Annotated in this window: 18 protein-coding genes; 12 read left to right on the top strand and 6 right to left on the bottom strand. The window is 54.4% G+C overall.

Going from position 1 to position 19,341, the window contains the following annotated elements; translation table 11 throughout:
- Nucleotides 1–19 precede the first annotated feature (19 nt).
- The gene (locus M0D42_RS00335; RefSeq protein ID WP_265019641.1) at nucleotides 20–1,189 is read right to left on the bottom strand and encodes a phytanoyl-CoA dioxygenase family protein; all 1,170 of its coding nucleotides are present in this window, start codon (nucleotides 1,187–1,189) and stop codon (nucleotides 20–22) included.
- A gap of 29 nt (nucleotides 1,190–1,218) precedes the next feature.
- On the opposite strand from M0D42_RS00335, the gene M0D42_RS00330 reads away from it, so the two are divergent.
- The 7 genes from M0D42_RS00330 to M0D42_RS00300 all read left to right on the top strand — a co-directional run bounded on the left by M0D42_RS00330 (nucleotide 1,219) and on the right by M0D42_RS00300 (nucleotide 7,821).
- Nucleotides 1,219–2,298 carry a LacI family DNA-binding transcriptional regulator gene (locus M0D42_RS00330; protein WP_265019640.1) on the top strand — a complete coding sequence of 360 codons (1,080 nt, stop codon included), beginning with the start codon at nucleotides 1,219–1,221 and terminating at the stop codon, nucleotides 2,296–2,298.
- 123 nt (nucleotides 2,299–2,421) lie between these two features.
- Entirely contained in the window at nucleotides 2,422–3,402 is a 981-nt protein-coding gene (bioB, locus tag M0D42_RS00325) for a biotin synthase BioB (protein WP_265019639.1), read from the top strand.
- Nucleotides 3,399–4,550, top strand: coding sequence for an 8-amino-7-oxononanoate synthase (locus tag M0D42_RS00320; RefSeq protein ID WP_265019638.1), 1,152 nt, complete (start codon nucleotides 3,399–3,401; stop codon nucleotides 4,548–4,550). Before bioB ends, M0D42_RS00320 begins: the two co-directional genes overlap by 4 nt.
- A complete protein-coding gene (gene bioD / locus M0D42_RS00315) occupies nucleotides 4,543–5,166 on the top strand; it encodes a dethiobiotin synthase (protein ID WP_265019637.1) in 624 nt (207 codons plus the stop codon). Before M0D42_RS00320 ends, bioD begins: the two co-directional genes overlap by 8 nt.
- Complete coding sequence (gene bioA, locus M0D42_RS00310) at nucleotides 5,163–6,443, top strand: adenosylmethionine--8-amino-7-oxononanoate transaminase (protein WP_265019636.1); 1,281 nt, start codon at nucleotides 5,163–5,165, stop codon at nucleotides 6,441–6,443. Before bioD ends, bioA begins: the two co-directional genes overlap by 4 nt.
- Nucleotides 6,443–7,063: a pimeloyl-ACP methyl esterase BioG family protein gene (locus tag M0D42_RS00305; protein ID WP_265019635.1), complete on the top strand. Its 621-nt coding sequence runs from the start codon at nucleotides 6,443–6,445 to the stop codon at nucleotides 7,061–7,063. The genes bioA and M0D42_RS00305 overlap by 1 nt, the downstream gene beginning before the upstream one ends.
- The gene (locus M0D42_RS00300; RefSeq protein ID WP_265019634.1) at nucleotides 7,060–7,821 is read left to right on the top strand and encodes a methyltransferase domain-containing protein; all 762 of its coding nucleotides are present in this window, start codon (nucleotides 7,060–7,062) and stop codon (nucleotides 7,819–7,821) included. Before M0D42_RS00305 ends, M0D42_RS00300 begins: the two co-directional genes overlap by 4 nt.
- On the opposite strand, the gene M0D42_RS00295 is transcribed toward M0D42_RS00300, so the two are convergent.
- The 5 genes from M0D42_RS00295 to M0D42_RS00275 all read right to left on the bottom strand — a co-directional run bounded on the left by M0D42_RS00295 (nucleotide 7,818) and on the right by M0D42_RS00275 (nucleotide 12,657).
- Nucleotides 7,818–8,429, bottom strand: a complete 612-nt coding sequence (locus M0D42_RS00295; protein WP_265019633.1) for a GntR family transcriptional regulator — start codon at nucleotides 8,427–8,429, stop codon at nucleotides 7,818–7,820. The genes M0D42_RS00300 and M0D42_RS00295 overlap by 4 nt on opposite strands.
- A 49-nt stretch (nucleotides 8,430–8,478) precedes the next feature.
- Complete coding sequence (locus M0D42_RS00290) at nucleotides 8,479–9,225, bottom strand: polysaccharide deacetylase family protein (RefSeq protein ID WP_265019632.1); 747 nt, start codon at nucleotides 9,223–9,225, stop codon at nucleotides 8,479–8,481.
- Between the two features lie 111 nt (nucleotides 9,226–9,336).
- Nucleotides 9,337–10,272 carry a glucokinase gene (locus tag M0D42_RS00285; RefSeq protein WP_265019631.1) on the bottom strand — a complete coding sequence of 312 codons (936 nt, stop codon included), beginning with the start codon at nucleotides 10,270–10,272 and terminating at the stop codon, nucleotides 9,337–9,339.
- A 29-nt stretch (nucleotides 10,273–10,301) separates the two neighbouring features.
- The gene (locus M0D42_RS00280) at nucleotides 10,302–11,624 is read right to left on the bottom strand and encodes a GH1 family beta-glucosidase (protein ID WP_265019630.1); all 1,323 of its coding nucleotides are present in this window, start codon (nucleotides 11,622–11,624) and stop codon (nucleotides 10,302–10,304) included.
- Nucleotide 11,625: 1 nt separating this feature from the next.
- Entirely contained in the window at nucleotides 11,626–12,657 is a 1,032-nt protein-coding gene (locus M0D42_RS00275) for a LacI family DNA-binding transcriptional regulator (RefSeq protein ID WP_265019629.1), read from the bottom strand.
- 223 nt (nucleotides 12,658–12,880) lie between these two features.
- Between M0D42_RS00275 and M0D42_RS00270 the strand changes: the two genes are divergently transcribed.
- The 5 genes from M0D42_RS00270 (at nucleotide 12,881) to M0D42_RS00250 (ending at nucleotide 19,274) form a co-directional block, all read left to right on the top strand.
- Complete coding sequence (locus M0D42_RS00270; protein WP_265019628.1) at nucleotides 12,881–14,239, top strand: ABC transporter substrate-binding protein; 1,359 nt, start codon at nucleotides 12,881–12,883, stop codon at nucleotides 14,237–14,239.
- A gap of 106 nt (nucleotides 14,240–14,345) precedes the next feature.
- Nucleotides 14,346–15,350 (top strand): carbohydrate ABC transporter permease, encoded by a 1,005-nt coding sequence (locus M0D42_RS00265; RefSeq protein ID WP_265019627.1) that lies wholly within the window; start codon nucleotides 14,346–14,348, stop codon nucleotides 15,348–15,350.
- Nucleotides 15,350–16,498 carry a carbohydrate ABC transporter permease gene (locus M0D42_RS00260; protein WP_265019626.1) on the top strand — a complete coding sequence of 383 codons (1,149 nt, stop codon included), beginning with the start codon at nucleotides 15,350–15,352 and terminating at the stop codon, nucleotides 16,496–16,498. Before M0D42_RS00265 ends, M0D42_RS00260 begins: the two co-directional genes overlap by 1 nt.
- A gap of 12 nt (nucleotides 16,499–16,510) precedes the next feature.
- Nucleotides 16,511–18,160 carry an alpha-glucosidase gene (locus tag M0D42_RS00255; RefSeq protein WP_265019625.1) on the top strand — a complete coding sequence of 550 codons (1,650 nt, stop codon included), beginning with the start codon at nucleotides 16,511–16,513 and terminating at the stop codon, nucleotides 18,158–18,160.
- 10 nt (nucleotides 18,161–18,170) lie between these two features.
- Entirely contained in the window at nucleotides 18,171–19,274 is a 1,104-nt protein-coding gene (locus M0D42_RS00250) for an ABC transporter ATP-binding protein (RefSeq protein ID WP_265019624.1), read from the top strand.
- The last annotated feature ends 67 nt before the right edge of the window (nucleotides 19,275–19,341 follow it).

The raw sequence follows: 19,341 nt of genomic DNA, 5'->3' as shown, positions 1-19,341 counted from the left end.
TTGCCAATAGACTTGCCACTTAATGGGAGCGTTTTCGCTCCAATTGTTCCGCAATCGCCTGAGCAAATGCCTCTGGCCCCCAGCCTTCGACAAGAGCCTGACGCATCACGTCTTGCTGGCTTGGTGGCGCCATGCCCGACAACGGAGAGTCGATGTCTAGATTGGCCGGGAACGGATACCCTTCGGCACTGGCCGCCACAACGTTGTCGACTTCACGGGGCGTCAACTGTCCTTGTACCGCGGCGGCTGATAAATCCGCATAGACCGCCTGTGACAAGCGCGCCCGATCGACAATCTCAATGGATCTTCCATAGGCCGACCCAACCTGCATCAAGTTAGCAAAACGCTGAATGTCGCTGCTGGTGTTTTCCCCTGCTGCGTGGAATGTCGCTGGATTGAAGAACAGCAGATCGCCCTTCCGGAGCGGCATCTGCACATAGTTCTCTTCAAAGAAGCCCCTAAAATCATCTCGCAGAACCGCGAGATATCCCGGCAAATAGCTTTGCGAATACGGCAGCAGTTTGGTTGGCCCTGATACCAGCGGCATATCACAGTGGGCCACAGCCCCTTGCAGTGTCAGTTGCGCAGACAGCGCGTGCTGCGTGGCCGGATAGGTCTTGAGGTCTTCACTGGACTGAAAGCCCATATGGTAATCCCGATGCGCAGTTTGCGCTTTGCCACCAGGGCGTACAACATTGGCCTGTGTCGTGATTTGATAGCCTGTGCCAAGCCACGCCTCACTGGCACGGCGCACACATTCATTGGCGTTGTAACGCACAAACAATTCAGGAGATTTCACCCCCAGCTTCTCATGCGCGTTCCAGACACGGCTATTGGCACCTGCCGCCGCAAAGTGGTCCCCCTGCCCAGCGCCATCTGCCTCTTCTTCGGCAATAATGCTGTTTAGAACTTCGGTGACGTCATCAATCAACTGCGTGTCCGTGTACCCACGTCGAATGGCAATGATACCCGGCCCCGACGCGAAAGCCCGGTTCCACTCCGCCATGACAGGTTTCCAGTCCTCATCCGTCTCGTTTTGAGCAACAAGCGCGGCTCCGTCGTAGACGGGAATGTTCTTCGCAATTTCTATTGCGTGAGGATAATCCGCCGCCTTTGTGACCTGCGAGACATGCCGCGCGAATTCCCCCAAATCACAGGATGTGTCATCCAACCAAACCTGTTCTTGCATCGTCCGTTTCCTCCCCAGACGCGTTGCATTTGCCTGAAAACATAATCGGCGATAGGGTCAGCGCAGCGCTCGAAGACCATCAAAAACACATCATTATGGCCCATCGGTTTTTAATCAAAGACATCGCCCTGCAGGCAGGCCTCGGTCCTGCAACGGTTGATCGCGTATTGAACCGGCGCGGAAACGTACGTCAGCAGACCATTGATCGCGTGCAACAAGCCATCGTCGCGCTGGAAGAACAGCGCCAGCAATTGGCCATGACGGGCCGTAAGATCCTTGTGGACCTTGTGGTAGAAGCGCCTCAAACGTTTATCGAAGCTTTGGAAACCGCCTGTCGGAGCGAGCTTCCTTTAATGCGCCCGGCTGTTATTCGGTTTCGGTCCGATCTGCGCATGCGCTTCCCAGTCGCGGACTTGGAAAAACGGTTGGAACAAGTCCTCAGGCGCGGCAGCGACGGTGTCATTCTTATGTCTCCCGCCGCAGATCGCATCAAAACCATGGTGGATAGACTGGAGGCGGCAAAAATCCCCGTTGTGACGCTTGCCACGGATTTGGAAGACACCAACCGCACGGCCTATGTTGGCCTCAACAACCGCCGAGCCGGTGGAACCGCAGCTTGGGTCGCGAATAAATGGTTGGCTTCTGTCGCAGAACCCACGGTGCTCATGACATTGCGCAACGAAAGGTTCAAAGGCGAAGAAGATCGTGCGGAAGGATTTCGGCAGGCCTTCACCGGGCGTCGCCCCGATGCAGAGGTACTGGAATTGGTTGAAGGCCGCGATCGCCCGCGATTTCTAGAGCAGATCTCTTCTATCGCCACGATGCAAAGGATTGACGCACTGTATTCCATTGGCGGCAGCAATCGCGCCATCCTTGATGCGCTGGCACAGCAAGGGATTCGACCCCAAATCGTCATTGCACATGATCTGGAACCTGACAACCAAGCCCTGCTTGGGACGGGCGAGATCGACTTTTTACTTTATCATGATTTCCAGGATGACATCCGCAACGCGTGCCGTGTCATCCTATCTAAACACTTCGGAACAAAGCCTCCAACCTCCTCAAAAAATAACTCTCTACGCATCTTGGTCCCCCCTGCGCTTGACTAATGAGGCGTCGAATTGCCACTTCCGCCGCGTTACATGAGTATGAAAGCTTGATCCAAATTTAAAAATAGATAAAAAAGACCTCGAGTAAGCCGTCTGAATCAAAATTATCTATAAAGTGAGCCCATGCTAGACAATTCCGCCGAACTCCGCACCGACTGGACCCGCGAAGAGGCCGACGCCATCTACAATCTGCCCTTTATGGATTTGCTCTTTAGAGCACATACCGTACACCGCGCGCATTTTGACCCAAATCAGGTGCAACGCTCCAAGCTGCTCAGCATCAAGACTGGCGGCTGCGCAGAAGACTGCGCTTATTGCTCTCAATCTGCCCGCAATGGCGCAAAACTCTCAGCATCCAAACTGATCGAAGTTGAACGTGTTCTATCTGAAGCGCGGAAAGCTAAGGAAGGCGGCGCAACCCGATATTGCATGGGGGCGGCATGGCGCTCTCCTAAAGACCGTGACATGGACGTTCTGGAAGCCATGGTGAAGGGTGTTAAAGACCTTGGCATGGAAACCTGCATGACTTTGGGCATGTTGGAAGATGACCAGATTTTCCGCCTCAAAGAGTCCGGTCTTGATTACTACAACCACAACATCGACACGTCTGAACGTTACTATTCAGAAATCATCACCACCCGCACCTTCGCAGACCGTATCGACACGCTGAACCGCGTGCGCGAAGCGGGCATCAAGGTTTGCGCAGGTGGCATCGTTGGCATGGGTGAAAAGCAGATGGACCGTGTGGATATGCTGCTGGCGCTGGCGACGCTGAAAGAGCACCCAGATTCTGTTCCGGTGAACATGCTGATCCCAATTGCGGATACGCCCCTGGCGGATGTTGAGAAACTTGACCCAATTGAGTTCGTGCGCACCATTGCACTCGCGCGCATCCTGATGCCAAAGTCCCACGTGCGCCTTTCCGCGGGTCGCACCGATATGACGGATGAGATGCAGGCCATGTGTTTCTTTGCCGGTGCAAACTCAATATTTGTCGGCGAGACGCTGTTGACCGCAGACAACCCGGAAGAAGACAAAGATAGCGTTCTCTTTGACAAACTGGGCATCACCGCGATGGAAGCGGGGTGTGACGGGTCGCGATGACCGTCTTCACCCAGCCCTTCCCAAGACACCAAGGCGCTCTGGATCAGTTAAAAAAGCGATCCCGCTATCGCAGCCTCATGCCCCGCGCGGGGCATGATTTCGCGTCAAATGACTATCTTGGGCTGGCTGGCTCCGACCTTCTGCGTGACGCCGCGCAAGAAGCTTTGGCGCGTGGCGTTCCGGTCGGCGCTGGCGGGTCGCGGCTGCTGCGCGGGAATGACAAGGAACATGCAGTTTTGGAGCAAGAAGCCGCGACGCTTTTTGGCACTGAACGGGCGCTGTTCATGGGCGGTGGCTTCCAAGCCAACACCGCAATTTTCTCCACGCTTCCTGGGCATGAAGACATCATTCTACATGATGAGTTGATCCACGCCTCCGCGCATGACGGCATGAAACTCGGCCGCGCAAAAACGCAGGCCTTTGGCCACAACGACGTTGCCGATGCTGCTGAAAAGATCGAAGCAGTAAAGGCCGAGGGCTTCGCAGGACGTATTTGGATCGCGATTGAAACCGTTTATTCCATGGACGGTGATCTGGCCCCTGCCGCCGACTTCGCGGAACTCGCCAATAAACACGACGCAGTTTTAGTGGCCGATGAAGCCCATGCCACAGGCATTCATGGCCCGTCAGGTCTCGGCCTCACGCACGCTTTCGCCCATCACCCAAAACTTCTAACGCTGCATACGTGCGGCAAAGGCCTCGGCGTGTCCGGCGCTTTGATTTGTGGGCACGCGGCACTGATTGAAACTCTGATCAACAAAGCCCGCGGCTTCATCTTTGCAACCGCACCATCACCTTTGAACGCCGCGCTCGTGCGTGCCGCCCTGAGATGCCTCGCAGAGAACCCCGAGCTGCAGCGCCGCGCGCATGACACGGTGGCCCACGCGCATCGGGAAGCCGCTCGGCTTTGTGGGCTTGAAGGATTTCAATCCCAAATCCTCCCTGTGATCATCGGCGATGATGCCCGCACCATGGAAATAGCCGCAGCGCTTCAGGCCAAGGGTTACGACATCCGTGGCATTCGCCCACCGACCGTGCCCCGTGGGACCTCGCGTCTAAGAATTTCGATCACCAACAATGTGACACCGGAAATCATCACTCAAATGTTCACTGACCTCGCCGACTTACTGGAGACCAAACATGCCTAGAGTTGTCGTAGCAGGAACAGACACTGATATCGGGAAAACCGTCTTTGCCGCAGGCCTTACGCAGGCTTTGGGCGCTGAGTACCTCAAACCTGTGCAATCCGGGTTAGAAGGCGAAACGGACAGTGAAACAGTTGCTCGCCTGACTGGCCGCCCTACCCTGCCGGAACTTGTCCGCCTGAAGAAACCAGCCTCTCCGCATTTGGCCGCCGAGGCCGAAGGGCTCACAATTGATCCTGCGGCAATTGTTCTCCCAAGCACCATGTCACCGATGGTCATTGAGGGCGCTGGCGGTCTATTGGTACCGCTCAATCGCGAGATTCTCTACATCGACCTGATTTCCACCTGGCAATACCCTGTTGTGCTCTGTGCCTGCACCCAACTTGGCACCATCAACCATAGTCTTTTATCTCTGCGCGCCCTCAAAGCGGCCGGATGTCCTGTGGTGGGCGTCGCCTTCATCGGTGACGCCGAGCCCGAAGTCGAGGAGACCATTGTCCAATTTGGCGAGACCCAGCACCTTGGCCGCCTTCCGCGCCTTGATCCCCTGACATCCGAGACGTTGGCAACCGCCTTTGAAGACATCGACGTCGAAACCATCCGCAGGGCAATGGCATGACCCCGCTCGAATTCGACCAACATCACCTTTGGCATCCCTACACCAATGTTGCCAAACCCGGACCGACCTTCCGGGTCACCGAGGCCGAAGGTGCATGGCTGACACTGGACGACGGCGCGCGTGTGATTGATGCCATGTCGAGCTGGTGGTGCATGCTGCACGGCCACAGAAACCCGCGCATTACCGGTGCAATACACGCGCAACTCGACAAGCTGCCCCATGTTATGTTCGGCGGCCTTACCCATGACCCTGCGATTGAGCTTGGGCGAAAGTTGCTGGAAATGTCGCCGCCTTCCATGCAACGCATTTTCTACTGCGATAGCGGATCCGTGGCTGTTGAAGTCGGCATGAAAATGGCCGTACAGTACCAGTATTCTGTCAGCCAGACGCAGCGCTCAAAATTCGTGACGATCCGTTCCGGCTACCACGGCGACACCTGGAAAGCGATGAGCGTGTGCGATCCAGTCACCGGTATGCACCATCTTTTTCAGGGTGCTTTGTCGATCCAGTATTTCATCGACAAACCAAAGATTCGCATCGACGAAGACTGGAACCCAGACGAGGCCGAAAATGGCCTGGCAGCACTGCGTGAAACGTTAGAAAAGCACAACGACATCGCAGCATTCATTTTGGAACCCGTGGTGCAGGGCACGGGTGGAATGTATTTCTATCACCCGGAATTCCTTAATCAGGCACGTGCCATTTGCGATGAGCATGGCGTGCTGTTGATCTTTGATGAGATCGCCACGGGTTTTGGCCGCACCGGCCAGATGTTTGGCACGGACCACACAAATATTGAGCCAGACATTCTGTGTCTCGGGAAAGCACTGACTGGTGGGCACATCAGTTTCGCCTGCACAATGACCAATGACCGAGTCGCAGAAGGGATCGGACACGGCGAACCGGGCATCTTCATGCACGGGCCGACCTTCATGGGCAATCCACTGGCTTGCGTGGCTGCGAAGGCATCTTTGGACATCCTATCGGAAGGAGGCTGGGTCCGTCAGACGCAGCGGATTGAGGCGCAAATGAGCGAGGAACTTGCTCCGGCCAAGTCCTTCAAAGGCGTTGAAGACGTCCGCGTACTCGGCGGTATTGCCGTGATCGAGATGGACCACACCGTTAGCGCAGATGTCGCCCATGGCCTTGCAAAAGAAAACGGTGTTTACCTTCGACCCTTTGCAAAAAACATCTACTCCATGCCGCCGTTCATCTGTTCCGAAGATGAAATCAGCCAGATCACCGCTGCCCTCTTAAAGCTGGCAAAGGTGCTTTAATGGAGTCGGTTTGGCTTAAACATAATGGTCACAACGACCTCATCGTCGTCTTTGGCGGCTGGGCTTTGGGGGCGGAGATGTTTGCTCATCTCTCGGGTCCCCAAGACGTTTTGTTTGTCGATGATTATCGTGATCTCGATGGCCTGCCAGACCTCTCCTCCTATCAGAACCGCACTGCCGTCGCTTACTCCTTTGGCGTGTCGGCATTTGCACATCTCTGCCCAGCCGAAAGGGCTCAGTTCGATCGCACTGTTGCCATCAACGGCAGCCCGTCGCCCGTGGATCGTCGTATGGGAATCCCGCCTATGGTTTATCAGAAAACGCAGAATGGGATGTCTCAGGAAAATTTCCAAAGCTTCGCGGCACTTTGTTACGGTGAAAAACAGCCAGACATTGCGATTGATGTCGCAGCCCGGACAGAGGAACTCGCAGCTGTGCGGCAACGCGGTCCGGCCAGTTGCCCCACATTTGATCGTATATGGATCAGTCAAAAAGATCGGATTTTCCCACCTGCAAACCTTGCGCGCGCCTTTTGTGGACAAGAAGATGTCATCCGATCTATTGACGCGCCACATGTGCCCTTTTCCGCCTGGGACAGCTGGCAGGAGGTCATTGCATGAAGGATATGAACCAGACCATGCAGATCAGCAAAGTGGCGCAGAGTTTCCAACGTGGGCTTAAAACTTACCACGACAGTGCAACCCAACAGGCCCAAATCGCGCAGCGCCTGTCTGGTTTGATGGCACAGCATCTGCCACATCACATGAACAGCGCATTAGAGTTTGGCATCGGCACCGGCCATCTGACACGTGTGCTGATCAAAAACTCTAAGATAGACCACCTATATTTGAATGATCTGGTCAGCGATTGTGCTGAGTTTGCGCCAAGAGGTGCAGCGTTCATTGGTGGACCAATTGAAAGCATGGCGCTGCCACAAAACCTCGACCTCATCTGTTCAGCAAGCACCGTGCAGTGGGTCGAAGACCTGCCATCCTTGCTTGAACGTTTCTCTGACGTCCTTGCACCCGGCGGTTGGCTGGCCGTTTCCGGGTTTGGGCACAAGCAATTCCATGAGCTCCGTGCCTTGGGTTCAACTGCAGCTGCCCCGAACTATATGGATGCCGCGGATTGGCGATTTATATTGCCTCAAAACATGACCATTCGACATCTGTCTCAAGCCCAAACAACCGAATGGTTTCCAAGCGCACTTTCGCTTTTAAAACACCTTCGGGACACTGGTGTGAACGGCGCCACCAATCGGTCTTGGACGACTCAGGACTTGCAAGGGTTCGAAACGGAATACGCAGAGCGCTTTGGTACCAATGAAGGTCTGCCTCTCACTTACGATCCGGTGTGGATCTTGGCGCAGAAGGCTTAAGCCAGCCGCGATAAGTGTCTTTGCAGAACGGACACTGCTGTTTCCGTATCTTTGGTGCGAATGGCCTGCATAATTGCACTATGATCGCGGTCTGTGCGCCGCATCCAGCTTTTGGAGAAAGTTGCCAGTAGATGCCGCGCGGATAATACCTGTAGATCGCTGATTTCAGACAACAGCCGCGGCATATTACATCCCGCCAAAATGGCCAAATGGAAGGCACGGTTCTCCAGATCCCATTCCACAATATCCTGCGCTTCATCGCAGGCCACGCGAGCTGCTTCGGCGTCTGCACGTTGTTTTGGTGTTAGGTTCGAAATCGAGTGCCGAAGCGCAACCGGCTCCAACGCTAAACGCATTTCTCGAATTTCCACCATATCTGCAGGATCAAACGGCGCAACGCGTACACCTCTCCGAGGCTGGCTCACGGCCAAACCACGCGCTTCAAGGCGCAGCAGCGCTTCGCGCACCGGAACGTGGCTGGTGTTAAATTCCCTCGCGATATGGTCCTGCCGCAGTTTTTCGTCCGACGCCAATTCACCACGCACGATTTGATCGGTCAGCGCTTGCGTGATTTGATCTGAAATTGTCGATTTCGTCGGTTGCGTCATGCAGTACTGTTAGAAAGCACTGTGGTAAGACGCAAGCCTAGAAGCGCTGTTACCTGACGCGATAAACCTCTGTAGGTCCTTCCAAAAGTTCCTGCCAAAACTGATTGCAGAACTCCCAAACCTGAGGCTCATGTGCGAGATGATGCGTTAAGAGGCCAAATGGCTCTGAATTGTCAGTCTTACCCTGACGCCTTTGCTTCAACAGATTAGTGATCTTATCGACGATCAATTCTGGGTGGGAGAGCCTCTTGGATGGGCGCCAATAAAGCGGATCGATATGTGTGTTTATCTGCAGCAATCCAGGTATCGGTTCTGCTTCCGATCGCGGGTTACACGTTGAGAAACATGAATAGCCCACCTCCTTCAATATTGGAAGAAAGCTGGTCGGCACGCGGTTCCAAGGTGGCACAAACATCGATGCCACACGATCACCCATTAGTGTTTGAATACGCCGCAGACCTTCTGCCGCCTCCTCTCGACGCGTTTCGATGGAACGGCCTTCTCCAAATTCGCACTTCGTCTCTTTTGGTGCCTCATGATTGGTGTGGGACCAACCGTGAACCACCGGGATGACCATCTCATTGTCAGACACCAGATCACCCAAAGCGCGCGTCGCTTCTCGCGGAATAACGGCTAGGTGCAATGGCACCTCAATTTTTTCAGATATATGGATCAGCTGATCCAATTTGACCGTTGGCTCAGTCGCGTCATCATCACGCCACCAAATGGGTAGCATGAGGCCTTCTCGACGCCATTTCGCCAATTCATTTCGAACTGGTGTCCAGTCCAACTTCATCGCCTGCCCTCACATCGGATAGCTCACACAACGAGTTTCCGTTTGGATTGCGACCAATCTGATTGGAGCGCAGGCAATTTGCAATTCTTACATCTTTAGCGAGAGTTAGTGCTACGCAGCCACCAACTGGCGTAAATGACGGGCACACCCCTTCAAAGCGGCAAAGTCATCATCGATCAGATTGATCTGAAATGATCCTGCCAGATCAGAAAACCGCCCCTTGTCTTTCAAAGTCGCTTCAAAGCCGAGTTCAAAAAGAATGGGAGCCACGGACCGTGAGACGCCCCCCGTCAGGTAAATTCCTCCAAAAGGCAAATGAACGAGAGCATGATCGCCAACGACCGCCCCCAACAATGCCACATAGTCGCGCATAGCCGCTTGGCAGTTGGCGTCGCCATTGTGATACCCGGCAACCACCTCAGCTGCAGGCAATCTGGATTTTGCGTGGAACGCATGGAGGTTTTCAATCCCCTGTCCTGCAAGGGCCACTTCGACCGATGGGTAGTTGCATTCTTCTCGCAGCCAATCGCAGAGCGCAGCCTGTTCCGCCCGATAAGGTAAAGTCTCATGACCTGCTTCACAGGATGGCGCCAAAAGAGTGTCTCCAACTTGATGGACGGGCACAATATTGAACCCCGTCCCCAGCCCAACCACCAAACGCGGACCCATAGACACATCACCAGGTTTTAGAACCTGTGTGGAGTCTTCGCTTAGATCGTTCAGAGCCAATCCCTGTGCAGGCAGGTCATTGATCACGTCCGCAACATCCACTCCGGTAACCTGTCGCATAGAATCACGGTTGATCTGCCAGTCCAAATTGGTGAGGTCAGCAACGCCGTCTTTGACCGGCCCTGCTGCTCCAGCACAGGCGCCACGCAGTTTGCCAGGCTTGAACTCATCCAAATAAGCTTCAAGGACCGCAACGAAGCTGATGTTTTCGCGATTCTTGAAACGCCGCGTAGTTTCAGCGATCAAACCGGACTCATCGGCAAGTCCAACGCGTGTATTTGTGCCACCTATGTCAGCGACGAGGTATGTATCAGTCATAAAAGCTCCGCGACTCTAGCGTGCCAGGGTCATGATGTTAGCGCTATCTTCAGGGCTTCATAAGACAGCTTTGGCGTACGTTCCAGTGTTTCAAAGTCCACATGAACCAATCCAAAGCGTTTTTCGTAGCCCAGCGCCCATTCATAATTATCCAGAAGTGACCAGAACATATAGCCCTGAAGCGGCACACCTTCGGTCATGGCCTGTTTTGCCGCGGCCACGTGTTGATTTAGATACTCGATCCGAGATTCATCATTTACCCGACCATCTGTCAGGACATCCGGATTCGCCATTCCGTTTTCAGTCACTAACAATGGCAGATCACCCGTGTATTCTGCCTGCGTACGCTTTAGGAATTTGTACAGGCCCTCTGGGTAAATCTCCCAATCCATCTGGGTCTTCGGCAATGGTCCTGGCACTTCTTCATGACTCGGCCACGCTCCATCGTTGGGAGCGATGATTTTACGTGTGTAGTAATTCAAACCACACCAATCCAACGGCGTACCGATCACATCAAAATCATCCTCGAAATTCTCAGGCATATGCGGCCCAAGACCTATCAAAACATTCTCTGGGTAGGCCTTTTTAAAAACGCCACCGAGGAAGAAGCGATTGTAATAGCCGTCATAAAGTTCTGCAGCCGCGCGAGCGACATTGCTGCCATCAACAGGCGTTGCCCACTCCAGATTGAAAACGCCTCCGAGGTTTGACATACCCAATCCGCGCATCGCCTGAATGGCGCTTCCATGCGCCAGTAGCACATGATGCATCGCACGCGCGGTCGCTCGGATATCCCGCATCCCAGGAGCATGATGACCCAGAAAATGACTTAGCCAAGCAACACACCATGGTTCGTTTATCGGTGCGACCGAATACATGCGATCCCCGATGCGGCCCATGATGACTTCTGCAAAATCGGCAAACCACTTGGCAATATCGCGATTGCGCCACCCCCCCAAGTCCGCGAGAGGCTGAGGAAGCTCCCAATGATAAAGCGTCGCGCAGGGTTTCAGATCATTTTCCAGCATACTGTCGACCAGCCGGTCGTAGAAATCCAACCCCTCTTGGTTTGGCGCTCCGCGCCCCTCAGGCAACACACGCGCCCAGCTTGTTGAGAAACGATAGGCGTCAAATCCCGCTTCTTTCATCAATATGTAATCGTTTGCATAGTGGTGAAAATGATCACATGCCAAATCACCGGTCTCAGACCTCACGACATTGCCTGGGGTCGCTGCAAAGCTATCCCAATGCGTTTTGCCTGCGCCTCCAAATTTGTGGCCTTCGATCTGATAAGATGAAGTTGCGGCCCCAAAGATAAACTCCTTAGGAAAGTCGCTGCGTTTAAAATCCATGTTATCCCCTTTGCGGAGCCGGCCCGGTTGATTTGCCAACAATCAAATCCGCCTCCAACCATTCTGTTTTCTTGGTGTCACCACCCTTTTCGATCACATCAAGCAGCATTTCAGCCGCACGTCGGCCCGCGGCGCGGACGGATGACCGCGTCGCTGTGAAGAGCGGTTCATCGATACCGTTGTTCAGGTATCCGAGGTCGTCGTCGTGCGTGATCACCGAGACATCTTTACCCATCTTGAGCCCAGCTTCATCAATCGCGCGCCGCACACCGATTGCCGTGATCATCGAAGAAGTCAGCACTGCTGTGGGTGGGTTTGCCATGGTGAGCATTTCGCGCATGCAATCATGGCCCAGAGCCTCTGTCATTTCTCCCTGAAACAGCAGACTTGTGTCGAGCGTCTCACCGCGATCCAGCAGGGCTGATTCTAATGCCCTACGCCGACGGTAGGCGAAGTCCATATTCTCTAGGCCATTGATCAAAGCGATCCGCTTGTGCCCCAGATCGAGCAAGAAATTTGTCGCTCGCCGGAAGGCAGAATAATTGTTCACATCAACCCAATTATAGGGTCGCTCTATATTTGAGGCTCGACCATGAACAACAAAGGGAAGGCCGAGCTCCAGCAGCAAGGGAATACGGAAGTCATCCATATGTGGCCCATGCACGATGACGCCATCAACCGTGCCTTTGCGGTGCAGGTCTCGATAGGCCTTTTCCTCATCCTGATCCGGCACGACGGAAAGAACCATATCGTAACCATTTCGGGAATAGGTTTCCCCGGTCCCAGCGATGAAATCACCAAAAACAGGGTTTACCATCTCATGCTTGGTCGAAATCGGAATAATATGCCCTATCGCCATGGATCGCCCGGTCGCCAGTCCTTTGGCGCGCGTGTTTGGGCGGTAGTCATGCTGGCGGGCAGCCTCCATGACACGCTCTCGCGTCTTTTGATTCACCTCAGGGTAACCGTTCAGCGCACGACTCACTGTCGTTTGGGACAAACCCAGCAGTTCTGACAGTTGTTTAAGGTTCATTTTTCACCCAAAGCGCTTTCAAATTTTATAAAGGCATAGATCAGAGTTTCAAAATCGTCAAAGAAAAATCTCAAAAAACTTGACCATAAGGATATGTTTCTAAGGTTTTTTGAAATGATTATTGACTCTTCGTCGATTCATTTGACATGTTAGCGCCATCCAAAGCGCTTTGAATAAATTGCAAGCGCGGAAGCTAGCATGTAATCCTAGGGAGGGATCATTCATGAAAAATCTGATGTTGGCAGTTGCCCCGGCGGCACTGGCGGCCAATATGGCGATGGCTGATGGGCACCTGGCATTTGCGCCAGGCGAGGGACCATTCAGCTGGGATGCATATAATGCTTGGGCTGAGGCCGCGCCTGACCTGTCCGGTCAAACCGTCACCGTGTTCGGTCCATGGCTGGCACCTGAAAACGAATACTTCCAGAATGCGCTCGCATATTTTGAAGCCGCAACCGGCGCGAAAGCGGTCTACACAGGCTCTGATTCCTTTGAGCAGCAGATCGTGATCGACGCGGAAGCAGGCTCTGCGCCAAACATCGCGGTCTTCCCGCAGCCGGGTCTGGCAGCCGTTATGGCGTCTAAAGGCCAACTGTATCCCCTACCAGAAGGCATGGGTGACTGGGTTGCGGACAACTACGCGGCGGGCCAGTCTTGGGTTGATCTGGGCACATACGCGGATGCAAATGGCGCTGATCAAGCATATGGTTTCTTCTATAACGTCAACGTTAAGTCTCTGGTTTGGTACAGCCCAGAAAACTTTGAAGATGCAGGCTATGACGTGCCGGGCTCCATGGAAGAGCTGAAAGCCCTGACCGAACAGATCGTTGCAGACGGTGAAGTGCCATGGTGTATCGGCCTGGGTTCTGGGGCGGCGACTGGCTGGCCGGCAACTGACTGGGTGGAAGACCTGATGCTGCGCACACAGCCGACTGATGTATATGATGCATGGACCACAAACGACATTCCGTTTGACGATCCACGCGTTGTAGCCGCGATCGAAGAGTTCGGCTGGTTTGCGCGTGATGATGCAAAAGTCGCAGGCGGCGCGGGTGCTGTTGGCACAACCGACTTCCGTGACAGCCCGAAGGGCCTCTTCACCTCTCCTCCTCAGTGCTACATGCACCGTCAGGCGTCTTTCGTTCCGGCCTTCTTCCCTGAAGACGTTGAATTTGGTGTCGACACTGATTTCTTCTACATGCCATCTTACGAAAGCAAAGACCTCGGCAACCCGGTTCTGGGTGGCGGCACCCTGATGGCGATCACTGATCCATCTGATGCGACTTCAGCCCTGATGGACTTCTTCAAACAGCCTCTCGCGCATGAAATCATGATGGCGCAGACCGGCTTCCTGACACCACACAACGGCGTGAATCTGGACGCGTACAAAGACGACACTCTGCGTGGTCTTGGTGAAATCCTGCTGGGCGCGACCACTTTCCGCTTTGATGGCTCAGACCTGATGCCAGGCGGTGTGGGTGCTGGCAGCTTCTGGACAGGTATGGTGGATTATTCTGCAGGCACAAAGACCGCTGCAGAAACTGCAACCGCAATCCAAGAGAGCTGGGACGCATTGAAGTAACCCTTCCAGCGGGCAACCAAGCGTTGCCCGCACGTGCGACCCGACCCTAGAGTTGGGTCGCACACCCCTAGGCCGCTTAGGCCATACCCCTTCGAGAGGCATCACCATGCATCCAGCAATTCTGGGCATTCTGACCATCGCCCTCGGCGTTGGCGCCTGTATCGGCTACTTTTTCCTATCGAACCTGTTCTTGGACAAAGTGCTCTTTCCGCCACGCGGGCCAAACGCAGGTCGCAATATCAACCGTGCGAACCTCATCCGCCCGTGGCTGTTCCTTTTCCCTGCCCTATTCGTTCTAGGCCTTTACCTGGCCTACCCGGTGTTCGCGACGCTTTGGCTATCCGTGACCGAACGCACCTCAAGCGGCAACATCTGGGTTGGATTTGAAAACTACACTCAAATGCTGGGCGAAGAGAAATTCTGGGAAGCCATGCGGAACAACATGCTTTGGCTGATTGTTGTGCCTGCAGCTTCGACCGGATTTGGTCTGTTGGCCGCGCAGCTCACCGACCGGATCAGCTGGGGAAATATCGCTAAATCCTTGATCTTTATGCCGATGGCCATCTCATTCGTCGGCGCGGCTGTGATCTGGAAATTGATCTACGACACACGTCCAGAAGGTTCCGATCAGATTGGCCTTCTGAATGCCATCTACCTCTTCTTTGGGGGAGACGCGCCGCAGACATGGCTGACGCTTCCGTTCTGGAATAACTTCTTTCTGATGGCTGTCCTGATTTGGATTCAAACTGGGTTTGCCATGGTGATCCTATCCGCGGCCCTGCGCGGCATCCCGGAAGAGACGGTAGAGGCCGCAATCGTGGATGGCGCAAACCCCTTCCAGGTTTTCTTCAAGATAAAGGTCCCGCAGATCATGGGAACCATCGTGGTGGTATGGACAACTATCACCATCATTGTCCTCAAGGTCTTTGACATCGTGTTTGCAATGACCAACGGCCAATGGGAGACGCAGGTTCTTGCCAACTACATGTACGACAAAATGTTCCGCGCCAATGACTGGGGCGTCGGGTCAGCCAGCGCGATGATCATCATGCTGCTCGTGACACCGATCCTTGTTTGGAACATCCGCAACGCCCGCAAGGAGATGCGCTAATGAATAATATAGCTGGCACAAAATCCTCGCTGGTCTGGGCGGTACACATCTCCGTCGCGGTCTTGGTGATCGCGTGGTTACTGCCAACCATCGGGCTCTTTGTCTCCTCCTTCCGCACCGCGGACCAGATCGCAACCAGCGGCTGGTGGAAGTCTCTCTTTGCGCAAGAGCAGACCTTCACCCAGCGCGCCGCTGCGCCTGATACACAGGTGCAAATCGACGGGCTATACGTCATCGAAGGACAGATTTTTGAAGGCGATGAACGTCCCGCAATCCAAACTTGGGGCATTTCTTCCCGAGCTGTGGATGCCTTCGTTCCAGGCGAGGTTGCTGAACTGCGCCGTGGGGGCACGGTTACGCTGAATGCGGACGGCACATATCGCATGGAAAATACCGAAGAGTTTGGTGGCAGCCGCGGTCAGCGTATCTTCATCACTGCCGAAGTTCCGCCAGAGTTCACCTTCGACAACTACTACACGGTGGTTTTTGACCCGAACAATATCGACGGTATGGCAAAGGCGTTTATCAACACGCTGACGGTGACCATTCCCGCGACGATCATCCCAATTCTTGTCGCGGCCTTTGCGGCCTACGCGCTGGCATGGATGGACTTCCCGGGACGTGCGCTGTTGATCGCCGCCGTTGTTGGCCTACTGGTTGTGCCCTTGCAACTCGCGCTGATCCCGCTTTTGAAGCTGCACAATGATATTGGCATCGGGAAAGGCTACATTGGCGTCTGGCTGGCCCATACCGGGTTCGGCATGCCCATGGCGATCTATCTCCTGCGCAATTACATGGTCGGGCTTCCGCGCGACATCATCGAGAATGCGCGTGTCGATGGCGCCACTGAATTCCAGATCTTTATTAAGATTATCCTCCCCCTAAGCTTCCCAGCGCTGGCGAGCTTCGCGATCTTCCAGTTCCTCTGGACGTGGAACGACCTGCTTGTTTCTCTTGTGTTCCTGATCGACTCGACCGGGGAAACCACCGTGATGACCAAGCAGATTATCGAACTGCTAGGCACCCGTGGCGGCAATTGGGAAATCCTCGCAACAGCGGCCTTTGTCTCGATCATCGTCCCGCTGATCGTCTTCTTCGCAATGCAGAAATATCTGGTGCGCGGCATGCTCGCCGGCTCCGTAAAATAACAAGGTTAGAGAATGAACATCATGTCCAATGTGTCCAACATTGCATCCCTGAAAGCAGACGCCGACTGGTGGCGCGGAGCGGTGATTTATCAAATCTATCCGCGTAGTTTTCAGGACAGTAATGGCGATGGCATCGGCGATCTAAAAGGTATCACCGAACGCTTACCTCACGTTGCAAGCCTTGGCGTCGACGCCATCTGGATTTCGCCCTTCTTCACCTCTCCGATGAAAGACTTCGGCTATGACGTCAGTGATTACTGCGATGTCGATCCGATGTTTGGCACGCTCGCCGATTTTGACGCGCTCGTTGCGCGCGCCCACGATCTGGGTCTGCGGGTGATGATTGACCTCGTGCTGAGCCACACAAGTGACCAGCACCCTTGGTTTGGTGAAAGCCGCGTGTCCAAAGACAATGCCAAATCTGATTGGTACGTTTGGGCTGATCCAAAGCCAGATGGGAACCCGCCAAACAACTGGTTGTCGATCTTTGGTGGCCCGGCGTGGCAATGGGACGGGCGTCGCCAGCAGTACTATCTGCATAACTTCCTTGCGTCTCAGCCTGATCTGAACTTCCACTGCCCGGATGTGCAAAACGCCCTGCTGGACGTGGCACGTTTCTGGCTGGAACGCGGTGTGAACGGCTTCCGTCTCGATACGATCAACTTCTACGTCCACGATGCGCGCTTGCGCAGCAACCCTCCACTCGCAGAGGAGGATCGCAATTCAACGATTGCGCCGCAGGTGAACCCGTACAATCACCAAGAACACCTCTACGACAAAAACCAACCCGAAAACCTCGAGTTCCTACGCAAGCTGCGTGCGGTCATGGACCCTTATGGCGCGGCAGCAGTTGGAGAAGTGGGTGACGCGCAGCGTGGCTTGGAAATTCTCGGCGAATACACTGCGGGCAATGACCTGATGCAGATGTGTTATGCCTTCGAATTCCTCGCCAACAACCGCCCAACAGCCACTGAAATTGCAGAGGTGCTGAACAAAGTTGATGGCGTGGCCGCTGATGGCTGGGCTTGCTGGGCATTCTCAAACCATGACGTGCAACGCCACGCCTCACGCTGGGAGCTCAACGAAGATGGCCTGAAAATGATGATCACTTTGATGATGTGTCTGCGGGGGTCCGCTTGCATCTATCAGGGTGAAGAACTTGGCCTGCCAGAGGCAGACGTTGCCTTTGAAGACCTGCAAGACCCATATGGGATCGAGTTCTGGCCCGAATTCAAAGGACGCGATGGCTGCCGTACACCAATGGTGTGGGAGAAATCCAATGACACTGCGGGCTTCACACAGTCCCAGCCTTGGTTGCCGGTAAGCCCAGAGCATCTGAGTAACGCCGTCGCCAATCAGGAAGAGGACCCAGCGTCCTTGCTGCATTTCTATCGCCACGCGATTGCATTGCGTCAGACCCACGCGACTTTGCGGACAGGGGCACACACGCCACCAAAAGCAACAGGGAATGTACTGTCTTTTGTCCGCAGCGACGGAGACACTCAGATTTTCTGTGCATTCAACCTGAGCGATGCACCTGCTGAGGTTTCGCTGCCTCACGGCAATTGGACGTCCATTGCACAAGAGCTGGGCGGTGCGTCTGTTGTGACTGGTCAAGCGACACTGGAAGCATGGCAACCGCTTGTTGCGATGAAGGACTAGGGAGGGCAGCATGGCTGGTTTGAAACTTACAAATGTTGAGAAGACCTACGGCGGCAACGTCAATGTTCTGAACAACATCAATCTCGACATCGAACCCGGAGAGCTGGTGGTGTTTGTCGGCCCATCAGGCTGCGGCAAATCCACTTTGCTGCGCATGATTGCGGGGCTTGAGCAGATCACCGGCGGCTCACTGGAAATCGACGGGCAGTATGTCAACGACATGCCGCCCGCCCAGCGCGGCATCGCGATGGTGTTCCAGTCCTATGCGCTCTACCCGCATATGACGGTGCGCGACAACATGGCTTTCGCCCTGAAACTTGCGAAGAAATCCGCTGCCGAGATCGACGAGGCAGTGACCAAGGCAGCGAAAGTTCTGCAGCTGGATGAATATCTTGATCGCCTGCCAAAGGCGCTTTCAGGGGGGCAACGCCAGCGGGTCGCCATTGGTCGCGCAATTGTACGCGATCCAAAGGTTTATCTGTTTGACGAGCCGCTCTCCAACCTCGACGCTGCGCTACGCGTAGCCACTCGGATCGAGATCGCACAGCTGAAGGAGGCGATGCCAGAGAGCACAATGATCTACGTGACTCACGATCAGGTTGAAGCCATGACGCTGGCAACTCGCATCGTAGTCCTGGCCAACAAAGGCATTGCGCAGGTTGGCACACCGCTTGATCTCTATGAGCGCCCGGAAAACGAGTTTGTGGCGCAGTTCATTGGATCGCCGTCAATGAACCTCCTGGCCGGTGAAATCATTGAAACAGGTGACGTCACAACCGTTAAGACAGAAGACGGTAATGGAACATTCACTTCTAACATCCCGACCCTCCCAGAAGACAAAGGCCGCAAGGTGAATGTTGGAATTCGACCCGAAGATTTGGTCGCGACTGATGATGATAACTACGCCTTCAAAGATACGGTCTCGATTGTTGAAGCTCTGGGTGAGGTGACCCAACTTTACTTCGAAGCACCGAGCTCTAGCCAGAATACGGATACAGTGATTGCGAAACTCCCAGGCATCCATCGTGATCTGCGCGGCAAAGAGCTGACACTGACAGCGGATCCATCCAAGGTTCATCTATTCAGCAACGGGCAGTCTCTGCTCTATCGATGATAGTCAGCTAAATTTCAAAGCAAACGACCCTGCCCTCCCGGCTGGGTTTTTGCTGGCCTCTTTATTT

It is taken from the genome of Cognatishimia activa (genome assembly GCF_026016445.1).
In the GTDB taxonomy this organism is placed as follows: Bacteria; Pseudomonadota; Alphaproteobacteria; order Rhodobacterales; family Rhodobacteraceae; genus Cognatishimia; species Cognatishimia activa_B.
Note: the sequence above shows the minus strand (reverse complement) of the source record. Positions and strands in the feature narration are given on the sequence as shown.

Bases quoted from the DNA above. Each gene is read 5' to 3' on its own strand.
- M0D42_RS00335 (WP_265019641.1), bottom strand. From the start codon at position 1,189: ATGCAAGAACAGGTTTGGTTGGATGACACATCCTGTGATTTGGGGGAA.
- bioB (WP_265019639.1), top strand. From the start codon at position 2,422: ATGCTAGACAATTCCGCCGAACTCCGCACCGACTGGACCCGCGAAGAG.
- M0D42_RS00320 (WP_265019638.1), top strand. From the start codon at position 3,399: ATGACCGTCTTCACCCAGCCCTTCCCAAGACACCAAGGCGCTCTGGAT.
- bioD (WP_265019637.1), top strand. From the start codon at position 4,543: ATGCCTAGAGTTGTCGTAGCAGGAACAGACACTGATATCGGGAAAACC.
- bioA (WP_265019636.1), top strand. From the start codon at position 5,163: ATGACCCCGCTCGAATTCGACCAACATCACCTTTGGCATCCCTACACC.
- M0D42_RS00305 (WP_265019635.1), top strand. From the start codon at position 6,443: ATGGAGTCGGTTTGGCTTAAACATAATGGTCACAACGACCTCATCGTC.
- M0D42_RS00300 (WP_265019634.1), top strand. From the start codon at position 7,060: ATGAAGGATATGAACCAGACCATGCAGATCAGCAAAGTGGCGCAGAGT.
- M0D42_RS00295 (WP_265019633.1), bottom strand. From the start codon at position 8,429: ATGACGCAACCGACGAAATCGACAATTTCAGATCAAATCACGCAAGCG.
- M0D42_RS00290 (WP_265019632.1), bottom strand. From the start codon at position 9,225: ATGAAGTTGGACTGGACACCAGTTCGAAATGAATTGGCGAAATGGCGT.
- M0D42_RS00285 (WP_265019631.1), bottom strand. From the start codon at position 10,272: ATGACTGATACATACCTCGTCGCTGACATAGGTGGCACAAATACACGC.
- M0D42_RS00280 (WP_265019630.1), bottom strand. From the start codon at position 11,624: ATGGATTTTAAACGCAGCGACTTTCCTAAGGAGTTTATCTTTGGGGCC.
- M0D42_RS00275 (WP_265019629.1), bottom strand. From the start codon at position 12,657: ATGAACCTTAAACAACTGTCAGAACTGCTGGGTTTGTCCCAAACGACA.
- M0D42_RS00270 (WP_265019628.1), top strand. From the start codon at position 12,881: ATGAAAAATCTGATGTTGGCAGTTGCCCCGGCGGCACTGGCGGCCAAT.
- M0D42_RS00265 (WP_265019627.1), top strand. From the start codon at position 14,346: ATGCATCCAGCAATTCTGGGCATTCTGACCATCGCCCTCGGCGTTGGC.
- M0D42_RS00260 (WP_265019626.1), top strand. From the start codon at position 15,350: ATGAATAATATAGCTGGCACAAAATCCTCGCTGGTCTGGGCGGTACAC.
- M0D42_RS00255 (WP_265019625.1), top strand. From the start codon at position 16,511: ATGAACATCATGTCCAATGTGTCCAACATTGCATCCCTGAAAGCAGAC.
- M0D42_RS00250 (WP_265019624.1), top strand. From the start codon at position 18,171: ATGGCTGGTTTGAAACTTACAAATGTTGAGAAGACCTACGGCGGCAAC.